Source organism: Saccharothrix sp. AJ9571, assembly GCF_021725495.1.
GTDB lineage: Bacteria > Actinomycetota > Actinomycetes > Mycobacteriales > Pseudonocardiaceae > Amycolatopsis > Amycolatopsis magusensis.
On record NZ_CP091382.1, the window covers coordinates 6,985,688 to 7,007,534 of the forward strand.

General features: G+C 69.6%; 17 protein-coding genes. 6 read left to right on the plus strand and 11 right to left on the minus strand.

Features of this window, described 5'->3' with window-relative positions:
- Positions 1–188: 188 nt before the first annotated feature.
- The 10 genes from L3Q67_RS32010 to L3Q67_RS32055 are packed head-to-tail and all read right to left on the minus strand — an operon-like array spanning position 189 to position 10,562.
- Positions 189–1,358, minus strand: a complete 1,170-nt coding sequence (locus L3Q67_RS32010; RefSeq protein WP_499185160.1) for an ATP-grasp domain-containing protein — start codon at positions 1,356–1,358, stop codon at positions 189–191.
- Entirely contained in the window at positions 1,358–2,536 is a 1,179-nt protein-coding gene (locus L3Q67_RS32015; RefSeq protein ID WP_499185161.1) for a condensation domain-containing protein, read from the minus strand. Before L3Q67_RS32015 ends, L3Q67_RS32010 begins: the two co-directional genes overlap by 1 nt.
- Positions 2,533–3,753, minus strand: a complete 1,221-nt coding sequence (locus tag L3Q67_RS32020; RefSeq protein ID WP_499185162.1) for an MFS transporter — start codon at positions 3,751–3,753, stop codon at positions 2,533–2,535. The genes L3Q67_RS32015 and L3Q67_RS32020 overlap by 4 nt, the downstream gene beginning before the upstream one ends.
- Positions 3,750–4,940: an LLM class flavin-dependent oxidoreductase gene (locus tag L3Q67_RS32025; protein WP_499185163.1), complete on the minus strand. Its 1,191-nt coding sequence runs from the start codon at positions 4,938–4,940 to the stop codon at positions 3,750–3,752. The genes L3Q67_RS32020 and L3Q67_RS32025 overlap by 4 nt, the downstream gene beginning before the upstream one ends.
- Positions 4,941–4,958: 18 nt before the next feature.
- Positions 4,959–6,125: an acyl-CoA dehydrogenase family protein gene (locus tag L3Q67_RS32030; protein WP_499185164.1), complete on the minus strand. Its 1,167-nt coding sequence runs from the start codon at positions 6,123–6,125 to the stop codon at positions 4,959–4,961.
- Positions 6,059–6,829, minus strand: a complete 771-nt coding sequence (locus L3Q67_RS32035) for a class II aldolase/adducin family protein (RefSeq protein WP_499185165.1) — start codon at positions 6,827–6,829, stop codon at positions 6,059–6,061. Before L3Q67_RS32035 ends, L3Q67_RS32030 begins: the two co-directional genes overlap by 67 nt.
- The gene (locus L3Q67_RS32040; RefSeq protein WP_499185166.1) at positions 6,826–7,521 is read right to left on the minus strand and encodes a dihydrodipicolinate reductase C-terminal domain-containing protein; all 696 of its coding nucleotides are present in this window, start codon (positions 7,519–7,521) and stop codon (positions 6,826–6,828) included. Before L3Q67_RS32040 ends, L3Q67_RS32035 begins: the two co-directional genes overlap by 4 nt.
- Complete coding sequence (locus L3Q67_RS32045; protein WP_499185167.1) at positions 7,514–7,774, minus strand: acyl carrier protein; 261 nt, start codon at positions 7,772–7,774, stop codon at positions 7,514–7,516. Before L3Q67_RS32045 ends, L3Q67_RS32040 begins: the two co-directional genes overlap by 8 nt.
- Before the next feature lie 2 nt (positions 7,775–7,776).
- Positions 7,777–9,234 (minus strand): class I adenylate-forming enzyme family protein, encoded by a 1,458-nt coding sequence (locus tag L3Q67_RS32050; RefSeq protein ID WP_499185168.1) that lies wholly within the window; start codon positions 9,232–9,234, stop codon positions 7,777–7,779.
- Positions 9,231–10,562 carry a nitroreductase family protein gene (locus L3Q67_RS32055; RefSeq protein WP_499185169.1) on the minus strand — a complete coding sequence of 444 codons (1,332 nt, stop codon included), beginning with the start codon at positions 10,560–10,562 and terminating at the stop codon, positions 9,231–9,233. Before L3Q67_RS32055 ends, L3Q67_RS32050 begins: the two co-directional genes overlap by 4 nt.
- Positions 10,563–10,862: 300 nt before the next feature.
- Here L3Q67_RS32055 and L3Q67_RS32060 point away from each other — a divergent pair, with 300 nt between their 5' ends.
- Complete coding sequence (locus L3Q67_RS32060) at positions 10,863–11,000, plus strand: hypothetical protein (protein WP_499185170.1); 138 nt, start codon at positions 10,863–10,865, stop codon at positions 10,998–11,000.
- Entirely contained in the window at positions 11,000–13,684 is a 2,685-nt protein-coding gene (locus L3Q67_RS32065; protein WP_499185171.1) for a type 2 lanthipeptide synthetase LanM family protein, read from the plus strand. The genes L3Q67_RS32060 and L3Q67_RS32065 overlap by 1 nt, the downstream gene beginning before the upstream one ends.
- Here L3Q67_RS32065 and L3Q67_RS32070 read toward each other — a convergent pair.
- The gene (locus L3Q67_RS32070; protein ID WP_499185172.1) at positions 13,638–14,786 is read right to left on the minus strand and encodes a helix-turn-helix transcriptional regulator; all 1,149 of its coding nucleotides are present in this window, start codon (positions 14,784–14,786) and stop codon (positions 13,638–13,640) included. The genes L3Q67_RS32065 and L3Q67_RS32070 overlap by 47 nt on opposite strands.
- Before the next feature lie 1,031 nt (positions 14,787–15,817).
- Here L3Q67_RS32070 and L3Q67_RS32075 point away from each other — a divergent pair.
- The 4 genes from L3Q67_RS32075 (at position 15,818) to L3Q67_RS32090 (ending at position 21,783) form a co-directional block, all read left to right on the plus strand.
- Entirely contained in the window at positions 15,818–16,324 is a 507-nt protein-coding gene (locus L3Q67_RS32075) for a DNA methyltransferase family protein (RefSeq protein ID WP_499191691.1), read from the plus strand.
- Positions 16,325–17,068: 744 nt separating this feature from the next.
- Positions 17,069–19,600 carry an excinuclease ABC subunit UvrA gene (locus L3Q67_RS32080; protein ID WP_499185173.1) on the plus strand — a complete coding sequence of 844 codons (2,532 nt, stop codon included), beginning with the start codon at positions 17,069–17,071 and terminating at the stop codon, positions 19,598–19,600.
- Between the two features lie 704 nt (positions 19,601–20,304).
- Entirely contained in the window at positions 20,305–21,174 is an 870-nt protein-coding gene (locus tag L3Q67_RS32085) for a DNA ligase-like domain-containing protein (protein ID WP_499185174.1), read from the plus strand.
- 66 nt (positions 21,175–21,240) lie between these two features.
- Positions 21,241–21,783: an RICIN domain-containing protein gene (locus tag L3Q67_RS32090; RefSeq protein ID WP_499185175.1), complete on the plus strand. Its 543-nt coding sequence runs from the start codon at positions 21,241–21,243 to the stop codon at positions 21,781–21,783.
- Positions 21,784–21,847: the final 64 nt, after the last annotated feature.

Here is a 21,847-nt window from a genome sequence, read left to right on the forward strand (position 1 = left end):
ATGGCCGCCCGCTGAAGGCGCGGTCGAGATCGGTTACGGCATCGTGGATTCTCGGCGCGGCCGCGGTTACGCCGCCGAGGCCACCCGCGCGCTGGCCGTTCGCGCTCGGCTCGCCCGAGGTCCACACGCGTCACCCGCCGCTGGATCCCTCGCGCCGAGGGGCGTTCCCATGAACGCCCCTCGGCGCTTCACGGCTCGGTGCGGATCTCGAAGGTCTTCCGTGCCTCGGTCATGACGGTCTCCAGATCGGCGGCGGATGGAGCCTGGAACAACAGGTAGCCGACCCGCTGGGCCGACGAAACCAGGCCGGCCACCTGGTCACCCACCGATTTGAGCAGGCGCACGCGGATGATGTGCGGGTGTTCGGCGAGCACGTCGGCTCCTTCGATCGCGGTGACCGTGCCCGGCCGGGCCTCGGGGAACCAGATCGCGCCGTGGGCGACGGGACCAGACGGGAGCGCCACCGGATCACCCATCGCCACGGACACCACGGCTTCGTACGGATCGAAGCCGTGGGTCAGGGCCAGCACGTCCATCAGGCAGTCGCCGGGCGTGCGCACGGCCACCTCGATGGCGACCGGGCCGTCGCCGGTGAGGATGAACTCCAGGTGCACGATCCCGCTCCGCACGCCGATCGCCTCGATCACGCCGTGAACCAGCTCGTCGACCGCCGGGTCCAGGTGGCAGCCCGCGCGGTGGGCGACCTCGACGAACTCGGGCGGGCCGGTGGTCTCCTTCGCCGTGACGTTGCCGAAGAGGATGGTGCCCTCGCGGAGAATGCCCTCCCAGCTGTACTCCGGGCCCACGGCTTGCTGCTCCAGCAGCACCTTTCCCACGGCCAGGCGCTCCGGCAGCAGGCCGGCCAGTTCCGCCGTGCTGCCGACGGCCACCACGCCCCGGCTGCCGCTGAGCGAGAGCGGTTTGACCACGACCGGCAGCCGGGATTCCGCCCAGGCGACCGCGTCTTCCACGTTGTCGACCAGCAGGTGGTCCGGCTGGGGCAGGCACGCCGCGGCGAAGTGCGCCCGTTGCAGCGCCTTGTTCCGCGAGATGACCGCGGCGCGCAGCGAAGGTCCTGGCAGGCCGAGCCGATCCTGCACCAGCGCGGCGGCCATGACCTGGGTCTCGGCGAACGCGAGCACGCCGTCCGGCTCCTCCTCACCGGCTGCGGCCTGCGCCGCGGCTGCCCAGTGCTCCTCGGCGGTGCCGGTGACCGGGATGAACCGGTCCACCTCGCCGGCCAGCCGGTCCTGGTGCGCGGTGGATTCGACCAGGGTCACGCGGAAGCCCAGCCGCCGGGCGGCGGCCAGGTACGGTTCGCCGATCCTGGCCGCGCCGACCATCAGCAAGCCACGCATCAACCGGCCACCTTCGCGTTCGTCAGCACCAGTTCGTGGATGCGGCCGAGCAGTTTCCCGACCACCTCGGTGTCCAGACCGCCCGCGCGCAGGCGGAGCGTGCCGGAGGCAAAGGCGCGCAGGTAGAACCGGTGCCCGAAGAGATTGCCCACGGGCTCCACGCGTACGGTGGGCTCGCCCGCTCCGACGGTCGCCGGGCGGCCGGTGATGAAGTTGAACCCCCACACCGGTTCTTCCCATTTGGGGCGCGACGGCCGGAACGCGGCGACGGCGGCGGGATCGTAGGTGCCGAGCCGGTAGGCCTTGAGCGACCGCGTCTGCAGGTCGGCGAGCGCGGCGCGGAAGTCGCCGTCGACACCCGGCCACCACATGGGCACCCACTGGTTGAGGCTGGTCACCAGATCCTGCGTGACGGCGCTGAACCGGTTCGCCGACATCAGCCGCACCGGCACCTCGTCGACCGGTGCGAACTCCCGGACCGCGGTGAGGTAGGCGGTCAGCAGCACACACGAGGCCGACACTTCGGCGCGCGCGGCGATCCGCTCGGTGGCTGGGATGAGGTCCGCCGTGGTCAGGCTGGCCTGCACCGTGCCGGGGCCGTCCGCCCAGGCGACTTCGGCGGGTTCGGACAGCGATCGCCGCCAGTTGTCGACCGCCGCGGCGTTGCGCGCCCGGCTCGCCGGGGCCTGCTGGCGCGCCGCGAGGTCCAGCGGCCCGGTCGCCTCGCCGAGCGAGCCGTCCAGTGCTTTGGTGATGTCCTCGCGCAACACCACCTGGGCGCCCGCGTCGGCGACGATGTGGTGGTTGACCAGCGACAGGCTGGTGGCGTGGCCGTTGTCGGCGACGATCTTGACCAGCCAGCCGTGGTCCTTCTCGATGTCGAGGCCGCCGACCGGGTCGTCGTCGTGGTCCACCACGGTCACCGGCCAGGTCAGCGGCTCGTGATGTTCGGTCTGCATCGGACCGTCCCACTCGGACAGGTCGTAGGTGGTGCGCAGGGAACCGTGGCGTGCCACCACCTTCCGCAGCGCCCGCTGGACCGACTCGACGGTGGTGCCGGGTGGCAAGGACAGCGAGGTGGCGACGTTCGCGTTCGCCGCGCGTTCCTCAGGCAGCGATCGGACGTCCCGCCAAACGGACAGCTGGCCGAAGGTCAGCGGCCCGGACCGTTCCGTCACGCGGCCTCCTCCCGGGTCAGGGCCGGCCGCACCACGAGGAGCAGCCAGCCGAGCAGCGTCGCGCAGAGCACAACGGCGACCAGGTTGGTCCCGGTCCAGCCGAGCGCGTTGAAGATCCCGGCGGAGGTGAGCGAGCCGAGGACGGTGATCGATCCCGCCGAAGCCTCGATGGCGCCCTGCACACGCCCGCCGCGACCGGCCGGATAGGTGCGGATGGTGAAGTCGCTGCCCGCCACGTAGAGGAAGTTCCAGCCGACCCCCACCAGACCCAGCCCGATCGCGTACCCGAGCGCGGAACTGTCCATCGCGCCCCAGGCGGCCCCGGCGAGCAGCAGGCCGGTGCCCACGGCCGCGGTCGGCGCCGAGCCCCAGCGGCTGACCAGCTTGCCGCTGAACAGCGAGGGCGCGAACATGCCGACCATGTGCCACTGGATGATCAGCGCGGTGTCGGCGCTCGAATGGCCGTGGCTCGAACTCGCGATCGGTCCCATGGCCATGAGCAGCGTCATCAGCCCGGAAGCGGAACCCAGCAGTACCAACGCCCGGCGGAAGTTCGGGGTGGTCGCCGCGTCCCGGATGCGCACCGGTTCCTGCTGCTCGGTTTCCCCTTGCGCGGTGCGCGTTTTCGGATGGACGAAAAGGATCAGCCCGACGACGGCGACCGCCAGGAACGCGACGAGCAGGTACGACCCGGCGTACTGGGCGCCGAGCAGGTCCGCGCTCAGCGTGGCCGCCCAGGGGCCGACCACGGCTCCGGCGACCCCGCCGGTGAGCACGATGCTGAGCGCGCGCGTCCGCCCGCCCTCGGGCGCCCGATCGGCCGCGAGGTAGCGGAAGTAGCCCCCGGTTGCCTTGTAGAGCCCCACGATGGCGGTCCCGAGGCACAGCAGCGCGAAGTTGTGGATGAGCACCGCCCACATGGACACCAGCGCGCCGATCGTGGCCGCGAGCGCGCCGGCCAGCAGGATCGTCCGGTGGCCCAGCTTCGCGGACAGGGTGCCCGCGAAGAACGAGGACACCAGCGACACCCCGCCCATGATGGACAGCGGAACGGTCGCCAGCGCCAGCGTCGAAGCCAGGTGCATGCCGACGATCGCGGTGAGCGTCAGGTCGACCGCGAGGCCGCTGTAGTAGAGGAACTGGCAGAAGGTCAGGATGCTCAGTTCGCGGGACCGCACGCGCGGAACGGTCGCGATGTCCGTCTTGTCGATCGTCATCGCCCGGCCTCCGCTTTCCCCGCGGCGGCGATCGCCTTGTCCCGTGCCGCCGCGCTCGCCGCTTGCAGGCGTTCGCGCTGGGCCGCCGCCCAGGCGTTGGACCCGCGCAACGCGGCGACCGATTCGCGCAGTTCGGGCACCACGTACCTGGCGAACAGGTCCATGCCTTGCCGGACCCGGTCGTGCGGTGCCCAGTCCATGATGGACAGCAGGAGGCCGCCGAAGCCGCCGCTGAGTTCGGCGAGCTTGTGGATCTGTGCCGCGCAGTCCGACGGCGACCCGACGATCATGCCGCCGGAGCCGACGGTCGACTCGAACGCCTTGCGGGCCCCGACGTCGGAGGTCACCACGGGCATGCCCATCGTCGCCGACCACAGCTCTCTGCGCTGCCGGAGCCAGCCGGGATAGACGTCGTCGAGCGCCTGCTCGGTCGTTCCGGCGACGTGAACCGGAACCAGGAGGCGCCACTGGCCCCGGTCGGCGGTGCGACCCGCCTCGGTGGCCGCCGAGGCGTAGTGCTCCCACTGCTCGGCGAGCCGTTCGACCATCAGCGGGTGACCCGCCCGCAGCGCACCCCATGGCGGCGCCACATAGGACAGTGGGATCGCGCCGAGACGGCCGGCGAGGCGCATGCCGAACGGTGACTGCGCACTGGCCACGGCCATCGGCAAACCGTCCCGGCGCACCGGGGACAGCTGCGTGCGCGCGTCGGCGAGCTGGAACCAGTCGGTGCTGGTGTTCACGATCTCCCCGCGCAGCAAGGCGGCGACCACCTCGGCGGCCTCTTCGGTGCGCCGCCGGGTGTCGTCGGGGGGAATGCCGAGCATGTGCATGTCCGTGGGCACCGATCCGGCACCGACGCCGAGGATGAACCGGCCACGGGTGAGCGTGTCCAGCTGGAGCGCGCGTTCGGCGACCATGAACGGGTGGTGGTAGGGAAGCGTCACCACGCCGGTGGCCAGGGTGATCCGCCGGGTGCGCTCGGCCGCGGCGGCGAGCACGATCTCCGGGCTGAGGATCGTGCCCCAGCCGGCGGAATGGTGCTCACCGACCCAGAACTCGTCGTAGCCGAGTTCGTCGGCCAGCTCGATCAACCCGATGTCCCGGCGCAGCCGGAGGCCGGGGTCCTCACCTGGCGGGTGCAACGGGGACAGGAAACACCCGAACCGGAAGGGCGCTTGCGCCATTTCGTCTCTGCCTTTCGCTCACAGCCCGGACGCGATCGCGATTCGCTGGATTTGGTTGGTGCCCTCGATGATCTGGAGCAGTTTCGCCTCGCGCAGCCACCGGCCCACCGGATGCCGGTCGGTGACACCCGCTTCGCCGAGCAGGTCCACCGCGTCGGTGGCGATGCGCATCGCGGTGTCGGTGGCGAAGAGCTTGGCCTGCGCGGCGACCTGCCCGAACGGCTGCGCGGCTTCCTTGCGGGCCACCGCCGTGCCCAGCAGCGCACGGGCCGCGGCGAGCTGGGTGACCATATCCGCCACGCGGAACGCGACCGACTGGTGCTCGGCGAGCGAGCCGTCGGACTTGACCGCCGCCACGATGTGGCTGACCACCGCGTCGGCGAGGCCCACCGCGCAGGCGGCGAGCCCGATCCGGCCGTGCTCGAACACGGTGGCGGCCACGAGCATGCCCCGGTTGAGCCTGCCGAGCACGCGGTCGGCGGGGACCTTCGCGCCGGTGAAGGCGATCTGGGCGTTGGGCAGCGCGTGCACGCCCATCTTCCGCTCCGGTTTGCCCGGCTGCACACCCGGCGTGCCGGCGTCCACGACGATGCAAGACAGGCCACCGATCCCGGCGCCGCCGGTGCGGCAGTAGACGCAGTACACGTCGGCGATCCCGCCATGGGTCACCCACGCCTTGGTGCCGCGCAGCACGAAGCCGTCGCCGTCGCGCGTGGCCGAGGTGGTCACGGCGGCCAGGTCGCTGCCCGCGTCCGGTTCGGACATGCAGTTGGCGGCGAGCAGGTCACCGGAGAGCAGCGCGGGCAGCAGCCGCTCGCGCAGCGGCTCCGAACCGTGGACGGCGATGCCCACCGCGGCCAGCACCTGGACGTGCACCGATTCGGCCACCGCGAGCCAGGCCCCGGCGAGCCGTTCGAGCACGCGCAGGTAGCTCCCGTACGGCAGGCCGAGCCCGCCGTGCTCGCGGGGGAACGCGGCACCGACGACGCCCGCCTTCGCCAGTTTCACCACCAGGTCGTGGGGATAGGTGTGCGACCGCTCCGCTTCGGTGACGCGCGCGCCCATCTCTTCGACGACGTGCTCGACTTCGGCGAGCAGATCTTCTTCGGTGGTGACCGTCACCCGCGAGCCTCGTTCCGCCAGCCCGCGGTAGCCGGCCACGCCCTGCTCACCGCGCCGACGCACCAGTCCCAGTACGAGCGCACCGAGAGGTCGGCGTAGATGAAGTCGCGCTTGAGATCGACATCCTCCACAGTGGACCAGTGGTAGCCACCGGGGACGCGTTCGGCCATCAACTGCAGTTCGCAGGCCCGTTCGAGCAGGTGCGCGAACACGGTCGCGTGCCGGATCGTCCGCCCCGCCACCAGCCCGCCGTGGTTGCGCAGCAGCAACGCCGGCGCGTCACCGAGTTCGCGCGCCACCTCGCGGCCCATGCCGATGTCGAGAATGGTGTTGCTGCTGGTGGTGAACCGGCCCAGCCGCCCGGCGAAGAACGCGCCGTCGTGGGACACGGGCCGGATCGGCAGATCGGTGGCACCGAAGACCAGGGTGTGCCTGGCGTGGCTGTGCACGATCGCGCAGACGTCCGGGCGTGCCTGGTAAACCGCCTGGTGCAGGGCCAGTTCCGGCGGCGCGAGCGGCGGGGCCTGCTCGTCGGGGTCGACCGGTGCTTCGATCACGTCGCCGGGTTCGCATTCGTCGAACCCCCGCAGCGCGCTTTTGATCATCATCAGGTCGGCGCCGGGCAACCGGGCGGAAGCCTGACCCTGGTTGAAATCGTCGTGGCCCCCGAGGGACAGCGAACGAGCGGCGAGCGCGACGCTGACCCGCAACTGCCTGAGGGCGGGCGGGAGTCCGGAGTGGATCTCGGCGGAGGTGTCGATGCTCATGGGCGCTCCCCGAGGAAGTGGGTGGTGAACAGGTCGCCGATGGTGATCAGCCCGGGTTCCGCGTGGTGCGCCCAGTCGGCGGCGGCCAGCGCGCCGCCGACCGCGGCACCGAGGTCGCGCACGTCGTGGCGGATGGTCAGCGTCTCGTGCGCGAAGGTGAGTTCGAGCTGGTGCTCGCTGACCGGCAGGCCCGCGCGGTAGGAGCTGATCTCCGGTTCGCCGCCGCCCGCCGCTGAGGACCACACACCGGCCAGCGCCAGGGCGCTCGCGCTCGGCCGGTCGGCCTTGGCGGTGGTGTGCCGTTCGAAGACCGCCGCGTGCGGGGTCCGGGTCGCGGCGGTGGCCAGCCTGGCCGCACCGGCGACCAGCTGTGCCTGGATCCAGTGCCCGACGGACAGGTTCGCGGCGCGCACCACGGGCACCACTTCGGCGAGTTCGCGCAGCGGCGCCTCATCGCGCAGGCCTGACACGCAGCTCACCAGCCCGGCATTGGTGTCACGGCAGAATTCCACGACCCTGTCCAGCCCCGCCGCGGCTCCGGCGTCGATCACCACCGACGGCGGCGAGTCGACCTGCCAGCTCGTCCGGTTCGCGGTGAAGGTCACCGGCAGGCCCCTGGCTTCGGCCGCCGCGGCGATCCGCGAGCCGAGCCTGCCGGTCACCCCGACGATGCCCAGAGCCTGCTCACGCATCGGGAACACCCTGCTCGCGGACGTACTCGGCGATCTTCTCGACCGTGCCCAGCCTGCCGGTGGCCTCTTCCAGATCGACGTAGATGCCGTACTCGGTCTCGATCGCGTCTATCAGCCGCAGGTAGCTCAGCGAGGTGAGCCCCTGCTGGGTGAGGCTTTCGCTCCCGGTGAGCGCGCCGGAGGCGCTCAGCGTGCCGCCGCTGGCCTCGGCGGTCAGCTCGGCGATGCGGGTCTGCAACGGGGATCCTGCCATGCTCAGTCGACCTTCCTGTGCTCCGGAACCGGTTCGCTCCGCCGCGCGGTGATCAGGCCGCGCAACTCGGTCATCCGCAGCTTGCCCAGCGGCGTCCGGGGCAGCGCGTCGAACACGTGCACCCGTTCGGGGACCTTGTACGCGGCGAGCGAAGAAGCGCAGCGGGAGCGCAGTTCCGCCGGTGGTGGCGCGGCCGGACCGCCGACGGCGGCGACGATCGCGGGATCGCCGTTGGCCTTGTCCTCGGCGTAGACCACGGCGTCCTCCACTCCGGTGCAGCCGAGCAGTACGGTGCGGATCTCGGCGGCGTCGACCTTGCGCCCGCCGATGTTGATCGTTTCGGCCCGGCCGAGCAGGAACAACCTGCCGTCTCGGAACTCGCCGACGTCGCCGGTGCGGTAGTAGCCGTCGTCGATCTTGGCGGCCAGCCCGCCGGGCACGTTGAGGTAGCGCGATCCCTGCGAGGAACTCCGCACCCGCAGGTCCTGCCGCCCTGCCTCGGGGGCGGCGAATTCGACGCCCGGCAGCGGATATCCCAGGCCCGCGTCGGCGCGGGGGTCCGGGTCGAAGGTGAGCGGCCCGGTTTCCGCGATGCCGTAGTAGTTGCACACCGCGAGCCCGAACCGTTCCCGCAGCGCGATGAGCGTGGACACCGGGAGCGGCGCCGCCGAAGACAACGCCACGCGCAGTTCCGCCAGTCCGGGTACCGGCCCGTCGCGGCGCAGCAGCGAGTCGTACAGCGCGGGGAACCCGGTCAGGCGCGTGGGTTCGATCTCCCTCAGGAACCTGGCGACCTGGCCGGAGGTCGGCAGACCGGATGGAAGCCACAGCGAGGCACCGGCCAGGAACACCGGCAGGAGGGACGTGTTGAACGCCAAACCGTTGTACAGCCCGGCGAAGCACAGCACCCGGTCGGTCTGCTCCATCGAAGTGCCCGCGACCCAGGCGCGCGCGGCATTGGCGACCGCCGATCCACTGAACTCGATGCAGTTCGGGCGGCCGGTGGAGCCCGAGGTGAACCGGCACACCTCGGTGTCGCCGAGCAGGTCGGGAGCGGCGTCGTGGCTGGGAAGCAGGGTGAAGTCGATCGATCCGGTCAGCGGTGTCGTTCGTACCACGCGAATCCCGCTCGGGAGCGGACGGTCGTGCGCGACCGCGGTCAGCCCGCAACGGGTGATCATCGCGCTCATTTCGGCGTGACCCCATGCCGGATCCATCAGGAACGGCACCGCCCCGGCACGCAGCACGGCGAGATGGGCCGTGACGTAGTCCGGTGAGTTGCCGGAGTAGATGGCGACCCTGGCCGCGGTGCCCCCCGCGTTCCACAGCACCTGCGCCACATCGGCCGTCCGCTCGGCGAGTTCGCGGTAGGTGAGCTGTTCCTTGGCGGAGCCGATCGCGACCGAACCGGCGTGGTCGGTGCACTGGCGGGCGAAGATTTCGGCGAGCACAGCCGTCACCGATCCCCGTGCGCGAGCGCGCGCTCGTCGCGGTCGGCTTTCGTGGTGGCCGTGCCGCTCGCGCCGAACGCCACGAGGTACGGGATCTCCTCGTGACCGGCGAGACCCGCGAGCGCGCGCACGTGGTCGTCGCGGAACCCGCCGACCGCGGTGACCGCGACGCCCGCCCGGACCGCGCCGAGATAGGCGAGGTGCCCGGCCGCGGAAACGCGGAACAACGCGTCCCGGACCGCCTGCGCCTGGGAGTGGCCCGCCGGTAGCGCGGTCGGGACCACCCGGCACACGAGGAAGGCGCGTGCGTGACCGAGGTGGCGCTGGCCGTTGCAGGCCGCCGCCACGGTCGCCGGATCGCCCAGCCGCGCCGAACCGGCGATGTCGATGCCGATCGCGTCGGCCAGCGGCGCGCACTCCCGCGCTGTCGCCGGATCGGTGAGCAGGGTGAACCGGACCGACCGGGTGGCCGCGACGTCGGTGGTCATCGTGGTCGACAGCGCGGACAGGGCGGCGATCAGCCGTTCGGCGGCCAGGGGACGGTCGGCGAAAGAGGTGCACGATCGGCGCGCGGTGGCCAGTTCGGGCCATTCGGTGCCGGTGATCGCGCCGTCGTCGGCGCCCACGGGCACCGGGGCCGCGTTCGACACCGGCCGCCAGGAGATGCCGCCACTGGCCAGTTGCTCCGGAATCATCGACCAGCCAAGGCGTTCCAGATCGTCGGAGGTCGGTTCGGTCGGCCTCGGCCGGGCGAGCGCGGTCCACGCGCCACGGCCCGGAACCACCGAGGGCACGGTGAACGAGACGACCGAATGCACTTCGCGGTGCCGCAGCGCCGAGCCGATGAGCCCGCCGAGGTCAGCGCGCGGCAGGCCGAGCCGGAGCTGGGCGCCGGGCAGCCCCAGCAACGCCGTCGCGGCGTGGCCGGTGTCGAGCTGCGCGTACAGGTAGCCGCGGGCACCGTACTTGCGCATCGACAGCCACGGCCTGCTGAGCACCAGGATGTGCGCCTGGTCCGCGGCACCGTGGGGGAACAGCCGGGTGACCGATTCGGCGGGCACCGGCAGTCGCAGCCGGGACCGGGTGGTCAGGTCGAGGTGGAACACCCCGGAGATCCCGGCGAGGTCCGGCGGCACGCAGAGGACCAGGTCGTAGGGGAAGATCGCGCCGGCCGAGGGAACGGTGCGCCCGGTCGGGGACGCCGGGTCCAGCAGCACGCGCTCCACGGCGGCGATCAGCCGGTCGACCTTCGGGCACTGCGCCGGATCAGGTTCGGCCCGGTTGTGCGCGCGCAGATCGAACAAGCGGAACCACTCCGCCGCCGGGGAATCGTGCATTGATTCCGATATGCCTGGCAGCACTGCCGTGGCCCCCCAATTGTTCATCGTCCGTACGTTCGAACCGCTCCGGTTCCCGGACGCTCGGCCAAAGATCACGCTCCCGACATTAACCCAGGAAATGCGGTGGCGTTACGGTTTCGTTCCGGCAGTTTCCGGCAGTTCCGGCAGCGTCCGGAACCTCTCGGCGATTGCGGAGAAGCCACCCGCCGATTGTTTGACGGACCTCTCGCGGCTGTATACAAAAGAAAACGCGTGATCACGCCTTTGGCTTCTGCTGAACTCACCATGGAGGTTGAATTGAACAAGTACACGAAGAACGCGGCCGTTCCGGCGGACACCAGCGTGCTCGCCGACACCAGCGTCGCGGACACGAGCCTGCTGGCCGACACCAGCGTCGTGGCCGACACCAGCGTGCTCGCCGACACCAGCGTGTGATGAGCGGCCGGGGCGTGGCGCCCGCGACCGGAGCCGTCACGCCCCGGCCTGCCCCTGGCGCGGACGATCGGATCCTGAGCTGCCTGGACCCGCTGCTGGGCCGGGCGGTGGAATCGCTGCGGCGGCGGACCGGGCTTCCTTCCGCACACCCGCTGCTGCGGCCGGACCGAGCGTACCTGCTCGGCCTGGTGAAACCGGTGGTGGCAGAAGAACTCGCGCTGGCTCGCGCGCACGGACGGCTGCGCGGCCAGACACCCGAGCAGCGGTTCGACACCTTCACCGCCGGACTCACCGCGGCCGAACTCTTCCCGGAGTATCCGGTCCTCGCCGACGAACTGACGCGGCACCTGAGCGACTGGGTGCGCGTGCGTGCCGGGGTCGCGGAACGGCTGACCGCGGACGCCGCCGAGATCGGCGATCTGGCCACTCTGACCGGTGCTGATTTCGGCCGGGGTGATCCGCATCGCGGCGGGCAGTCGGTCGCGGTGCTGAGCTGGCCGGACGGTCGGCGGATCGTGTACAAACCGCGCAGCCTCGCCGTCGAGCGGCACTTCGCCGAGCTGATCGGCGAGCTGGCCCCGTACCTGCGTCATCCGCCGCGCCCCGCGTCCGTGGTCGACCGGGGTGGGTACGGCTGGGCCGAGTTCGTCGCGGCGGCGCCCTGCCCGGACCGCGCCGCGGCGCACCGGTTCCATTGGCGCCAAGGCGCGCTGCTGGCCGTCCTGCACTTGCTGCGCGCCCACGACCTGCACGCCTGGAACGTCATCGCGGCCGGCGAGCACCCGGTCTACATCGACCTGGAAGCCATCCTTCGGCCGAGGCAAGCGGGGGAACCGCCCATCGGATCGCTCGCCCGCGCGCAGGCGGACAGCGTGCTGACCACGCAGATCCTGCCCCGCTGGCTGGCCGAGACCGACGAGCACGGCACACACCACCGCGACACCTCCGGCCTGTGCGGGGGCGTCGGCGTCGAGGGCGCGCCCGTGCGCGGGGTGCTGTCGTACGAGGGCGAGGGCACCGACCTGATGCGCCCGGTGCCGCGGGAGGGCTGGGCCGGTCCGACGGCCAACCGGCCCCGGTTCGAGGACGGCACCGAAGTGCCGCTGGACATCGACGCGGTCACCGGCGGTTTCGAGGAGGCGTACCGGGTGCTGATCGCCCGCCGGTCCGCGTTGACCGGGTTGCTGGAGGCGTTCGGCGGCGACGAAACCCGGGCCGTACTGCGTCCCACCCGCTACTACGCCGGACTGCTGGCGCAGGCCCGGACCCCGGAAGCGTTGCGCGACCGGGAACACCGAGCCGCCGTGTTCGACGACGGCCTCCGGGGCGCGGATTCGCGCATCACGCGCAGCGAGCACGCGCAACTGGCCGGCGGCGACATTCCCCTGTTCCACTTGAAGGCGTCGAGCAAGGCGCTGTGTGGCCCGGTGGGTGTCGTGGACGGCGACTACGCCGAAGTGCCGGGGCTGGACGCGGTGCTGGAACGCGACCTCAGCGAAGCCGATCTCGGCCGCCAGCGCTGGCTGGTACGCGCCGCACTGGCGACGGCGCCGGGCGCGCGGCCCGGCCCACCTCGCGCGCGTGCCTCCGCCGAACTCGACGAGTCGCTGCTGCTCGATGCCGCCTGCCGCTGCGCGGACGAACTCGTCGCCACCGCGTTGCACGATCCCCGGGACGGCACGGTCGAATGGTGGTCGCTGCACGAGGAGAACGGCCGGTGGGTGCTGGGTGCGACCCCGCTGGGCCTGGATTCCGGCGTCTGCGGTGTGGCGCTCTTCCTCGCCGAACTCGGTGCCGTCACCGGTCGTGACGACTACCGCGAACTCGCCGTGGAGACCGTGGCCGGCCTGGTCGATCCGGCCAACGCCGCGCCGGAGAGCGCGCTGCGTGCGATGCCGATCAGCCGGTACCGCGGCCTCGGGTCGGTGGTGCACACGGCGCATCGGCTCGCCGGATTGTTCGAGGTGGACGAACTGTGGTCGGCGGCGAGGCCGCTGGCGGACTTGTTGTTCTCCTGCGCGGAAGAGGCCACCGACCTCACCTACTCCGCCGGCCTCGCCGGGGCTTTGCCGGTGCTGGCGGCGATCCATCGGGCGCCGACCGCACTCGCGGAACGGCTGGCCCGCGCACCGGTACCCGCCGGGGCAGGCGTGGGAACGGGCGCCGCCGGACGGATCCTGGCACTGGCGGAAATCGCGGACTCGGCACCCATCGGCCTCGGTCCACTGCTCGACGCACTGGCCGACGCCCCGGCCGGGATCGACTGGTACCGCGGTGCGGCGGGCATCGGCTCCGCCTGCTTGGCGGTACTCGGCTCGGCGGCACCGCGTCCGTTCCACGACCAGGCCGAGCGGCAGCTTTCCCTGGTACTCGAACAAATCCGCCGCGAGCCGCCGACGGACAACGACTCCCTCGCACACGGTGAACTGGGCGTCGCCGAGTTCCTGCTCGCGGCCGGTGACCGGGAACTCGGCGCCGGGGTGGCCGTCTCGGTGGCCCGCCGGGTGCTTGCGGGCACGGCCCGCTCGGCCGCGCCGACCGGGGTGTGGACCCCCGGCCTGTTCGCCGGTGCGGCCGGTCTCGGGTACGGCCTGGCGCGGGCGGCCCGGCCCGATCAGGTGCCCGGAATCCTGGGGCTCACGCCGAGTGCGAATGCGCCCGCGACAGTGAGCGCACCAGGTTGAGCGCCCGGAACTCGCCGTCGTCGGTCTGGGTGAGCAGGCCGAGCCTGGCGAGCCCGCGCAGCGCCGCCGCGGCGGCGGGCTCGGGCAGGCCGCAGCAGTTGCGCACCATCTCCAGCGACAGGTGCTCGTGCCCGGCCGTCATCGCCAGCACGCCGGATTCCAGCGGGCTCAGCGAATCGATGGTGTGGGCGATGGCACTGGAGAAGTCGGTGTCAGGCCGATGATCGGTGAGGCGGAACGGATCGTGCCTGGCGATCTGGACCAGTCGGTCGGCTGGGTAGATGCCGAACCACTCGGCGGCGGAGACCACCGCGGCCGGGATGCCGTCCAGCGCCCGGCAGATCTCCTCCATCGCGGCGAGCGCGCCATCGGTGAGCGGTTCGTCGAGACGCCGCAGGCGCATCCGGGAAGCGAACAGGTGGAGCGCGTCGTCGATGCCGAGCGGCAGCAGCGGCGCCACGTGCGCGCCGCGTGGGCCGTAGCGGACGCGGGAGATGATGAGCAGGCGCAGCCGGGGGCACTGGAACAGCAGCCGGTCCAGTTCGCGCTCGGCCGACCAGCGCGTTGCCGGTTCGTCGAGCACCAGCAGGGTGCTGTCGTCGCCGATGAGCGCGGCGACCTCGTCCGGGCCGACGTCGTCGTCCGCGCCGACCCACACCACCGGATCGGTCACCCTGGCCGCCACCTCGACGGCGACCGCGGTTTTGCCCACCCCGGCGATGCCCACCAGGGAAAGCCACCGCTGCTCCCGCGCGTTGATCGCCCCGGTCAGCAGTTCGATCACCGATTCGCGCCCGGTCAACGCGGTCTCCGGAACCGGCGGCGCCAGCGAGCCGCTGCCCGCCAGCCGCGACATCCGCAGGCCTTCCCAGCGGGCGCGCTCGGCGGCCTCCACCTCCAGCGCCCGCGAGATCAGCATCAGCGTCTGCCGGCGCGGTTTGCGCACCTTGCCCTGCTCCAGATCCCGGATCGTCCGCTCGCTCACCCCGGATTTGGCGGCCAGCCCGGCCTGCGTCACCCCGCGCCGCGTCCGCGCCACCGCCACCGATTCGCCGAGCCTGCCCAGCGCGTCGGACAACCGGGACTTCGACTTGTGGTGCATGATCCCCCTAAGTCAGGCGGAGACGAATCCGCGAAGCTGCGCTGATGAAGTTGTCAACACGCGGAAATCCGGTCGGTTGACCGGTTTCTCGCGCATGCGCCCACAGTGCACCCCCAGTGCTGGTCCTGCCTCGGCCCGACCTTGAACCTTCCTGAGGCGGGGCGGTGGTGTCAAGGGATTCGCCACGGCCCGCTGGCGGGTTCGGCGGAATGGCCGGACCTCTGCTCCGGCCGGGTGACGCCACGGGATGGATATTCGTCATTTCGGGTGTCTCGCTTGCGGAATGTGGGTGAATCCCGGTCCGAAAATCCATTGCGGACGGCTTGGTTCCTTCGGTGCACCCCCAGTGGTCCATTGTGGACGATGTGCTGCCGCTCCAGCCAACTGAGACGGCATTCTTGCCATCCGCGAGGGTCTGCGCGATCCTGGACCGGCCCGAACGAGCTAGCGGATGCGCGGCTTTCGCATGAGTTCCCGGCGGGAGAGCATGCCCTTGACGTACTTCTCGTGATCCTGGCCCGGCCGTGGCCCAAGACCTGTTTCGGGCTGGAGCGCGTCTGACCGGAAGCGTGGAACGCCTCCAGCAACCGTCCAGCTGTCCGGCGACGCACCCGTAGGACTTTGGGACGGCATCCACGAAGTCATCACCAAGCGCGGCTACACGGTGGACCGTGACGACTGCGGCGACGCCTACGGCCGGACGATCTGGAGTGAACGACGCGTGAGTGTGCGAGCAGACATCGATCCCGCGCAAGCGGCCAAGACGCTCACGCACGAACTCGCTTACATCCTCTGCGACCACGAAACCCGCACCGACGCGCCCGCCGCCTCGGCGAAGTCGAAGCGGAATCGGTGGCCTGCATCGTCGCCGCCGTCTGCGGCCTGGACACGCTGGCGTACTCCGTGCCCTACGTCGCGGGATGGGCTGTCGACCGCGAGACCGCCCGAGCCTCCGCGCAACGGGTGCTCGCCGTCGCCGACACCCACCCGCCGGGCATCCAACACCGCTCACCAACGACGTCGTGGCCTCCATGGGTGCGTGGAACACGGACGAGTTCATCGAATACGCCCGCCACACGTGGCGATCAATAATTCGCGCACGGCCGGAAACCACGCACCTGCTCTACCCCCTGATCGCCTGGCTCTTCGACAACGCCGAAACCGCCGTGCACCCACACGCGCACGCCGTCGCACAGGCCGCCCTGCGTAGCAGCCAACCGGACTTGACCGGCACCGACCGGCGCTTCGACACCGACTTGCTCGGCGACGTCCTCATGACCCTCCGGCTCAAGTCCGCCCTGCAAGCCCGCGGCCAGTTCTACACACCCGGCGACGTCGCCAAGCTGATCGCCCGCATGTCCGACCTGGACGGACGCAGCACCATCCTGGAGCCGATGATGGGCACCGGCGGCATGCTGCGCGCCGCCGCCGAAGTCCTCCGAGAACGCGGCCACAACCCCCGCAGCGTCCAGTGGGTGGGCTGCGACATCGACGAACTCGCGGTCGCCTGCGCCACCGTGAACAGTATGATCCGGTGACTCGGCACCGACATCGTCTTCCACGCGGGAAACGCGCTGGCCCCGGGCTGGCAGAGCCGTGCGCTCGCTCAGCGGGAAGAGCTACGCCGGCTGGGCGCAAATATTGCGCTCGACGTGCATAGGATTGCCCTCGTCCGATCGATCCAGTGGCTTGTCGCAGATCGTCGACCTGGTAATCGATCTTCCGGGTTGACCGGCAGGCTGGTCCCGAGTGCCCGGCGGACCAAGCCGAGCAGCCGATAGACCTGCCGCATCCTGTTCCAGGCAACGGATGCTCCAGCAGCGCCGCGGCGTAGGCGGCGATGTGATCGCCATAGCCCGCGGCGCGGCGGTGCAGCGCGTCGAGGTCGCGCAGGGCGTAGGTGGTCAGCTCCCTGAACAGGTAGGCGATGTCCAGTGAGAGGCGGTGCTAAATCGCCTGGGGCACGGGAAACGCCGTGGAGCTTTATGGTCAGACATCCGAACTCAACAGGTTCGACGCCACGGCACGGGTGGACTCGTTAAGCATCTGAGGTACTCCGTGGGAGGTAAGCAGCACGTTAGGGTCGACGGCTCTCATGCTGATACTGGACCGGTCTCATCTCGTCTGCCTGATGCTGTTCTTGGTCGATCGGACGTCGCGCCCGTGCCTGAATGGCTACGATCAGAGCCGGTTGGTGGGGCTGTTGCAAGCGATGCTAAGATCATTTAGGCTGTAGAATTCGCCAAATTCGCTGAACTTCGATGTGCTGGAGGACCTGCGAAATGGACCTGTACCTCACCCGTGCCGCAGAAGGTGCAGGTCGAGACGATTTCATTGATGTCGTGCGCGCCCGGACCCACAATCTTCGTGACGTCTCGGTCCAAATCCCCAAGGGCTGTTTGGTGGCGTTCACAGGCCTCAGCGGGAGCGGCAAGACTTCGCTGGCGATCGATACGCTGCACACGGAGGCGCAATTGCGCTACCTCGAAGGGCTTTCCCCCTTCGTGCGCCAGTACATTCCGCAGCGGACTCGCCCGCAGGTCGACCAGATACTGGGTCTTAGCGCGACCCTCGCCGTGGACCAACGTCGCGCCAATCACAATCCGCGCTCGACGGTGGCCACGATAACCGGGATCAACAGCCATCTTGGCCTACTCTACTCTCGATTGCCTGAGTTGCGCGGAAAGGGTGACGCGCCGGTGCTCACCGCGGCGCACTTCGACCACCACAGCGCGGAAGGTGCGTGTCCGAGCTGCCACGGTGTCGGTGGGGACTGGAAGTCCGCGCCGGACCTGATCGTCACCCAGCCCGAGCGTCCGCTCTTCGATGGGGCGTCTCCGTGGTTCGCCACGTGGCACTCGACCGAGCACCACTTCGTTCCAGCGCTGGCGGAGAAGCGCGGAGTAGACATCAACCTGCCGTGGCAGGAACTGCCTGAGAGCTTCCGTCACGAGGTGTTGTGGGGTACCGGAACTGAAGTAATCGAAGCGAATTTCACTGCGAAGAGCCGCTCCAAGACCGGGTACTGGTCGTTCAACGACAGCCAGCCCATGATCGGGGCCGTTGCAGAGGTGGAGCGGGTGTTGGCCAACGCGTCCACGCCCAAGGCCAAGCAGCGATACAGGGCCTACGTGCGCAAGACTCCTTGCCCGGAATGCGGTGGTAGCGGCTACGGGCCGGCGGCACGCTCGATCAAGCTTGGGGGTCACACCTACCAAGAACTGGTCGAGCTCGAGGTGAAGCACGTGCGGGAGTGGACACTCGCGATCACCACGGAGCTCGACGACGCCCAGCGCGACGTGGGCGAGCCTCTGCTCGCTGCGCTTACCGCTCGTCTCGACCTGCTCATGCGCCTCGGTGTCGGCCACGTGCAGCTCGGACGCTCTGCCGGATCCCTGTCCGGAGGTGAAGCGCAGCGGACCCGGCTGGCGGCGCAGCTGGCGACAGACCTGACTGGACTGATCTTTGTCCTCGATGAGCCGGGTGCCGGTCTGCATCCGGCCGATAAGGCACACCTGCTCGAGATCGTCCTCGGACTGTGCAAAGCGGGCAACACAGTGTTGCTTGTCGAGCACGATCCCGAGCTGATCGCCCGCGCGGACTGGGTAGTTGACATGGGACCTGGCGCCGGCAGCGAGGGCGGGCGCGTGGTGGTGTCAGGCCCTCCCGTCGAGGTCGCCGCCAGTGCCGAGTCGGTGACCGGTCGTTACCTGCGCCCCCAGTCCGGCGGGCGTGCGGCGCGCACTCAGCGCATGCCAGACGATCGGACCTCCTGGCTTGAACTTCGCGGCGTGCAGGTGAACAACGTGGCCGTTGACACCGTGCGCATTCCGCTCGGGCACCTCGTCTGTTTGACGGGCGTAAGTGGAAGCGGGAAAAGCAGCCTGCTGCGCGATGCCCTCGGCGGCGATGTTAAGCGAGTGATGGACCGCGAACCGGCGCAATACACCGACGCGATACTCGGCGCACGGGAATTGGGCTGGGTGACGGTCATCGACCAGGAACCGATCGGTCGGACGCCGCGTTCGAACCCTGCTACGTACACCAAAGCGTTCGACGCGATCCGCAAGCTTTTCGCAGCAACTGATCGTGCGCGAGAGATCGGCGCTAATGCGTCGTCGTTCTCCTTCAACTCGAATAAGGGACGTTGCCCGGCTTGTGAGGGCTACGGGCAGAAGCTGGTGAATATGCACTTCCTACCCGATATATGGGTACTGTGCGACGTCTGCGAGGGCCGGCGGTTCACCCAGGAGATCCTTGACGTCACCTACCGGGGTATGACGATCAGCGACGTTCTGGAGCTGTCGGTCGCCGAAGCGGTCGACAGCTTCGACGAGCCGCGCCAACTAACCGAGACCCTCGAGGCGCTCCAACGAGTCGGCCTCGGCTACATGCGTCTCGGCCAGAGCGCGACCGAGCTGTCCGGGGGTGAGGCCCAGCGACTGAAACTTGCCACGGCTATCCAACGCGGTGGGCGAGCAAACCGTAACGGTCTGGTGGTAATGGACGAACCGGTCTCGGGTCTGCACCCGGCGGACGTCCAGAAGATCATCGATGCGTTCGACCTGCTCTTGGCCGCTGGAACGAGCGTAGTGATCGCCGAGCACGACCTGCACGTAGCTGCTTGGTCCGATTGGCTGATCGATCTCGGCCCAGGCGCGGGCGCGGACGGTGGCCGTATCGTAGCCGAGGGCCCGCCCGATCAGGTGGCCGAAGGGGAAGGTTCTACTGCAGCTTACCTGTCCCAGGTCATGGCCGGGCGGCCTCTATTCGATTTGAATGAAGGTGAGCTTCCAACTGCAACTGATGGCTGAATTTCAGCTGATCCAGTAGTTGATGGGGTTGCAGAAACGAAGGCGTTACCGCGTAGCGGTTCTATGGCGTGGCCTGCGGATCTTTATCATGATCGTGTGCAAATGCTGATGTGTGGTCGGACGTGGTGAGCTGACGGACAAGGCCCGGGCGAGGATCGCGCCGTTGCTGCCCGCGCAGAGCGGGCAGCAACGGCGGGCGGTGGCGTAGCCACTGCCGAGTAGAGCCATTGCCGAGTAGAGCCTGGAGGACGCGCTGGACGGTGAACGTCGATGACCCCGGTCTGCACGGTTGAGCACCATCCTCCTGATCCTCACCTGGGCCACCAGTGCAGTGTCCGGCGCCGATAGCGTCGAACGCACCCGCCGTTCCTCGTCGATGTCGGCCAGCCACAGGATCAGGGCAGCGTCGACCACCGGATCGTCGGTGAACCTGCCGTGCCCGTGCCTCATGCCAGTTTCATCGCCGCACCTCCGCCCGGTGTCACACCCCGCTCACACAGGCCCCGGCCACTGCCCGGGTGACGCACGGATGGTGCTCGTTGCGGCACGGACTATCCCCTGACCTGCGCTGATCCCGTGTCCGGTCCACTGGACACGACGATGGCGAGGAGGGCCGAGGTGGGCAAGCGCGGGAGCGAGGTGCCGGTGGCGGTGCCGCCGATGCTGGCCGAGGACGCCGCACCCTGCTTGCAGGGCCGGAGCGGGTGTTCGAGTGGAAGTGGGACGGCTGGCGCTGCTGCCTGGCGGTCGCGCCGGACGGCACCACCCGGCTGACCAGCCGTAACGGCAATGACCTGACCAGCTACTTCCCCGAGCTGGCCGGGACGCTGCACGACGCGTTGGCTGGGCAGGCCGGGGTGTTCGACGGGGAGATCGTCGCGCTCAACGAGCACGCCCGCCCCGAGTTCGGCCGCCTGCGGCGCTGCCGCACCAGCACCGGTACCGCCCGGCTCGCCCAGACGGTGCCGGCGCACTTCTTCGCGTTCGACCAGCTGCAGCTCGGCGGCGATTCTCTACTGGCTGCTCCGTACCCGCAGCGGCGCGCTCAGCTGGACGACCTGCCCCTCGCCCCCGGCGGGCGGGTGATGGTCCCGCCGTCCTACGCCGACGTCGACCCCGACGACATGCTCAAAGGCCGCCGCCGACGCACAACTCGAGGGGATCGTCGCGGCAACACGCCACCCCCTCCACCCCTACCGGGATTGTGCACGGTCTGTTGTCCACCGTCCAGGGGTCGACCGTGCACAACCGATCGGCGCTACACATCAATGGCTCGAACCGGTCAGGAGGAATTTCATGACCCAGAGATCCGTGTCACCGACAGCGCGCCACGTCGTTGTCGCGAGTCCGCTCGGCGACTTGAGTCGTTCGGAGCACCAGGAACTCGAACTGGGCGCATTTCGAAGACGCGCTCGCGGACCGCCGCAGGGGTAGCAGCGAAGACGACAGACGACCCACCGACCGAATGCATCCGGCGATCCCGCAACACCTCGACAAGAGGACCATTGGTTCGACCGGGAGCACCGCATCCCCGGTCGCGCATCGAGAACGTTTTAATGATTGTCTTGCCGTAATCCGGAGGCTGTGCGCGTTTCGCTTTGCGCGGCCGGACGACTCACGTCACCAAGGAGCAAATCACCATGAAGCGACTCCCCAAATTGGCACTCGCCACGTGTGGCGCCTTCATCCTCAGTATGATTCCCACCGTCGCGACAGCGCAGGCCGGCACTGTGTCATCACCATTGGAGTCTCCCGCAGAGGTGGTGGCGGCTCCTTCCGCCGCGGCTGCGTACTCTGTGATGAACATCAACAGCGGCAAGTGCCTACTCGTTCGCGGTAACGCCGACCTCGCCCCCGCTGTCCAGTTCACCTGCGCGAACTACGCAGACCAGCACTGGGGTTTTGTCGACAAAGGCGGCGCTCGCTACCAACTGCGCAACGTCAACAGCGGCAAGTGCCTACTCGTTCGCGGCAATGTCGACCTCGCCTCCGCCGTCCAGTTCACCTGCGCGAACTACGCAGACCAATACTGGCAGCTCATCGACAAAGGCGGTGCACGCTACCAACTGCGCAACGTCAACAGCGGCAAGTGCCTACTCGTTCGCGGTAACGCCGACCTCGCCTCCGCCGTCCAGTTCACCTGCGCGAACTACGCAGACCAATACTGGGGATTCGTCGCCTGAACCGGCCCGGCGGTAGCCGGTAGAAGCGCGAACGGGAACGCCTCAGCCCGTTCCGGAGCTACCT

Coding starts and splice junctions, on each gene's coding strand:
- L3Q67_RS32055 (WP_499185169.1), bottom strand. CDS start 10,562: ATGCACGATTCCCCGGCGGCGGAGTGGTTCCGCTTGTTCGATCTGCGC.
- L3Q67_RS32070 (WP_499185172.1), bottom strand. CDS start 14,786: ATGCACCACAAGTCGAAGTCCCGGTTGTCCGACGCGCTGGGCAGGCTC.
- L3Q67_RS32045 (WP_499185167.1), bottom strand. CDS start 7,774: ATGGCAGGATCCCCGTTGCAGACCCGCATCGCCGAGCTGACCGCCGAG.
- L3Q67_RS32080 (WP_499185173.1), top strand. CDS start 17,069: ATGGACCTGTACCTCACCCGTGCCGCAGAAGGTGCAGGTCGAGACGAT.
- L3Q67_RS32065 (WP_499185171.1), top strand. CDS start 11,000: ATGAGCGGCCGGGGCGTGGCGCCCGCGACCGGAGCCGTCACGCCCCGG.
- L3Q67_RS32010 (WP_499185160.1), bottom strand. CDS start 1,358: ATGCGTGGCTTGCTGATGGTCGGCGCGGCCAGGATCGGCGAACCGTAC.
- L3Q67_RS32090 (WP_499185175.1), top strand. CDS start 21,241: ATGAAGCGACTCCCCAAATTGGCACTCGCCACGTGTGGCGCCTTCATC.
- L3Q67_RS32020 (WP_499185162.1), bottom strand. CDS start 3,753: ATGACGATCGACAAGACGGACATCGCGACCGTTCCGCGCGTGCGGTCC.
- L3Q67_RS32025 (WP_499185163.1), bottom strand. CDS start 4,940: ATGGCGCAAGCGCCCTTCCGGTTCGGGTGTTTCCTGTCCCCGTTGCAC.
- L3Q67_RS32040 (WP_499185166.1), bottom strand. CDS start 7,521: ATGCGTGAGCAGGCTCTGGGCATCGTCGGGGTGACCGGCAGGCTCGGC.
- L3Q67_RS32035 (WP_499185165.1), bottom strand. CDS start 6,829: ATGAGCATCGACACCTCCGCCGAGATCCACTCCGGACTCCCGCCCGCC.
- L3Q67_RS32075 (WP_499191691.1), top strand. CDS start 15,818: ATGGGTGCGTGGAACACGGACGAGTTCATCGAATACGCCCGCCACACG.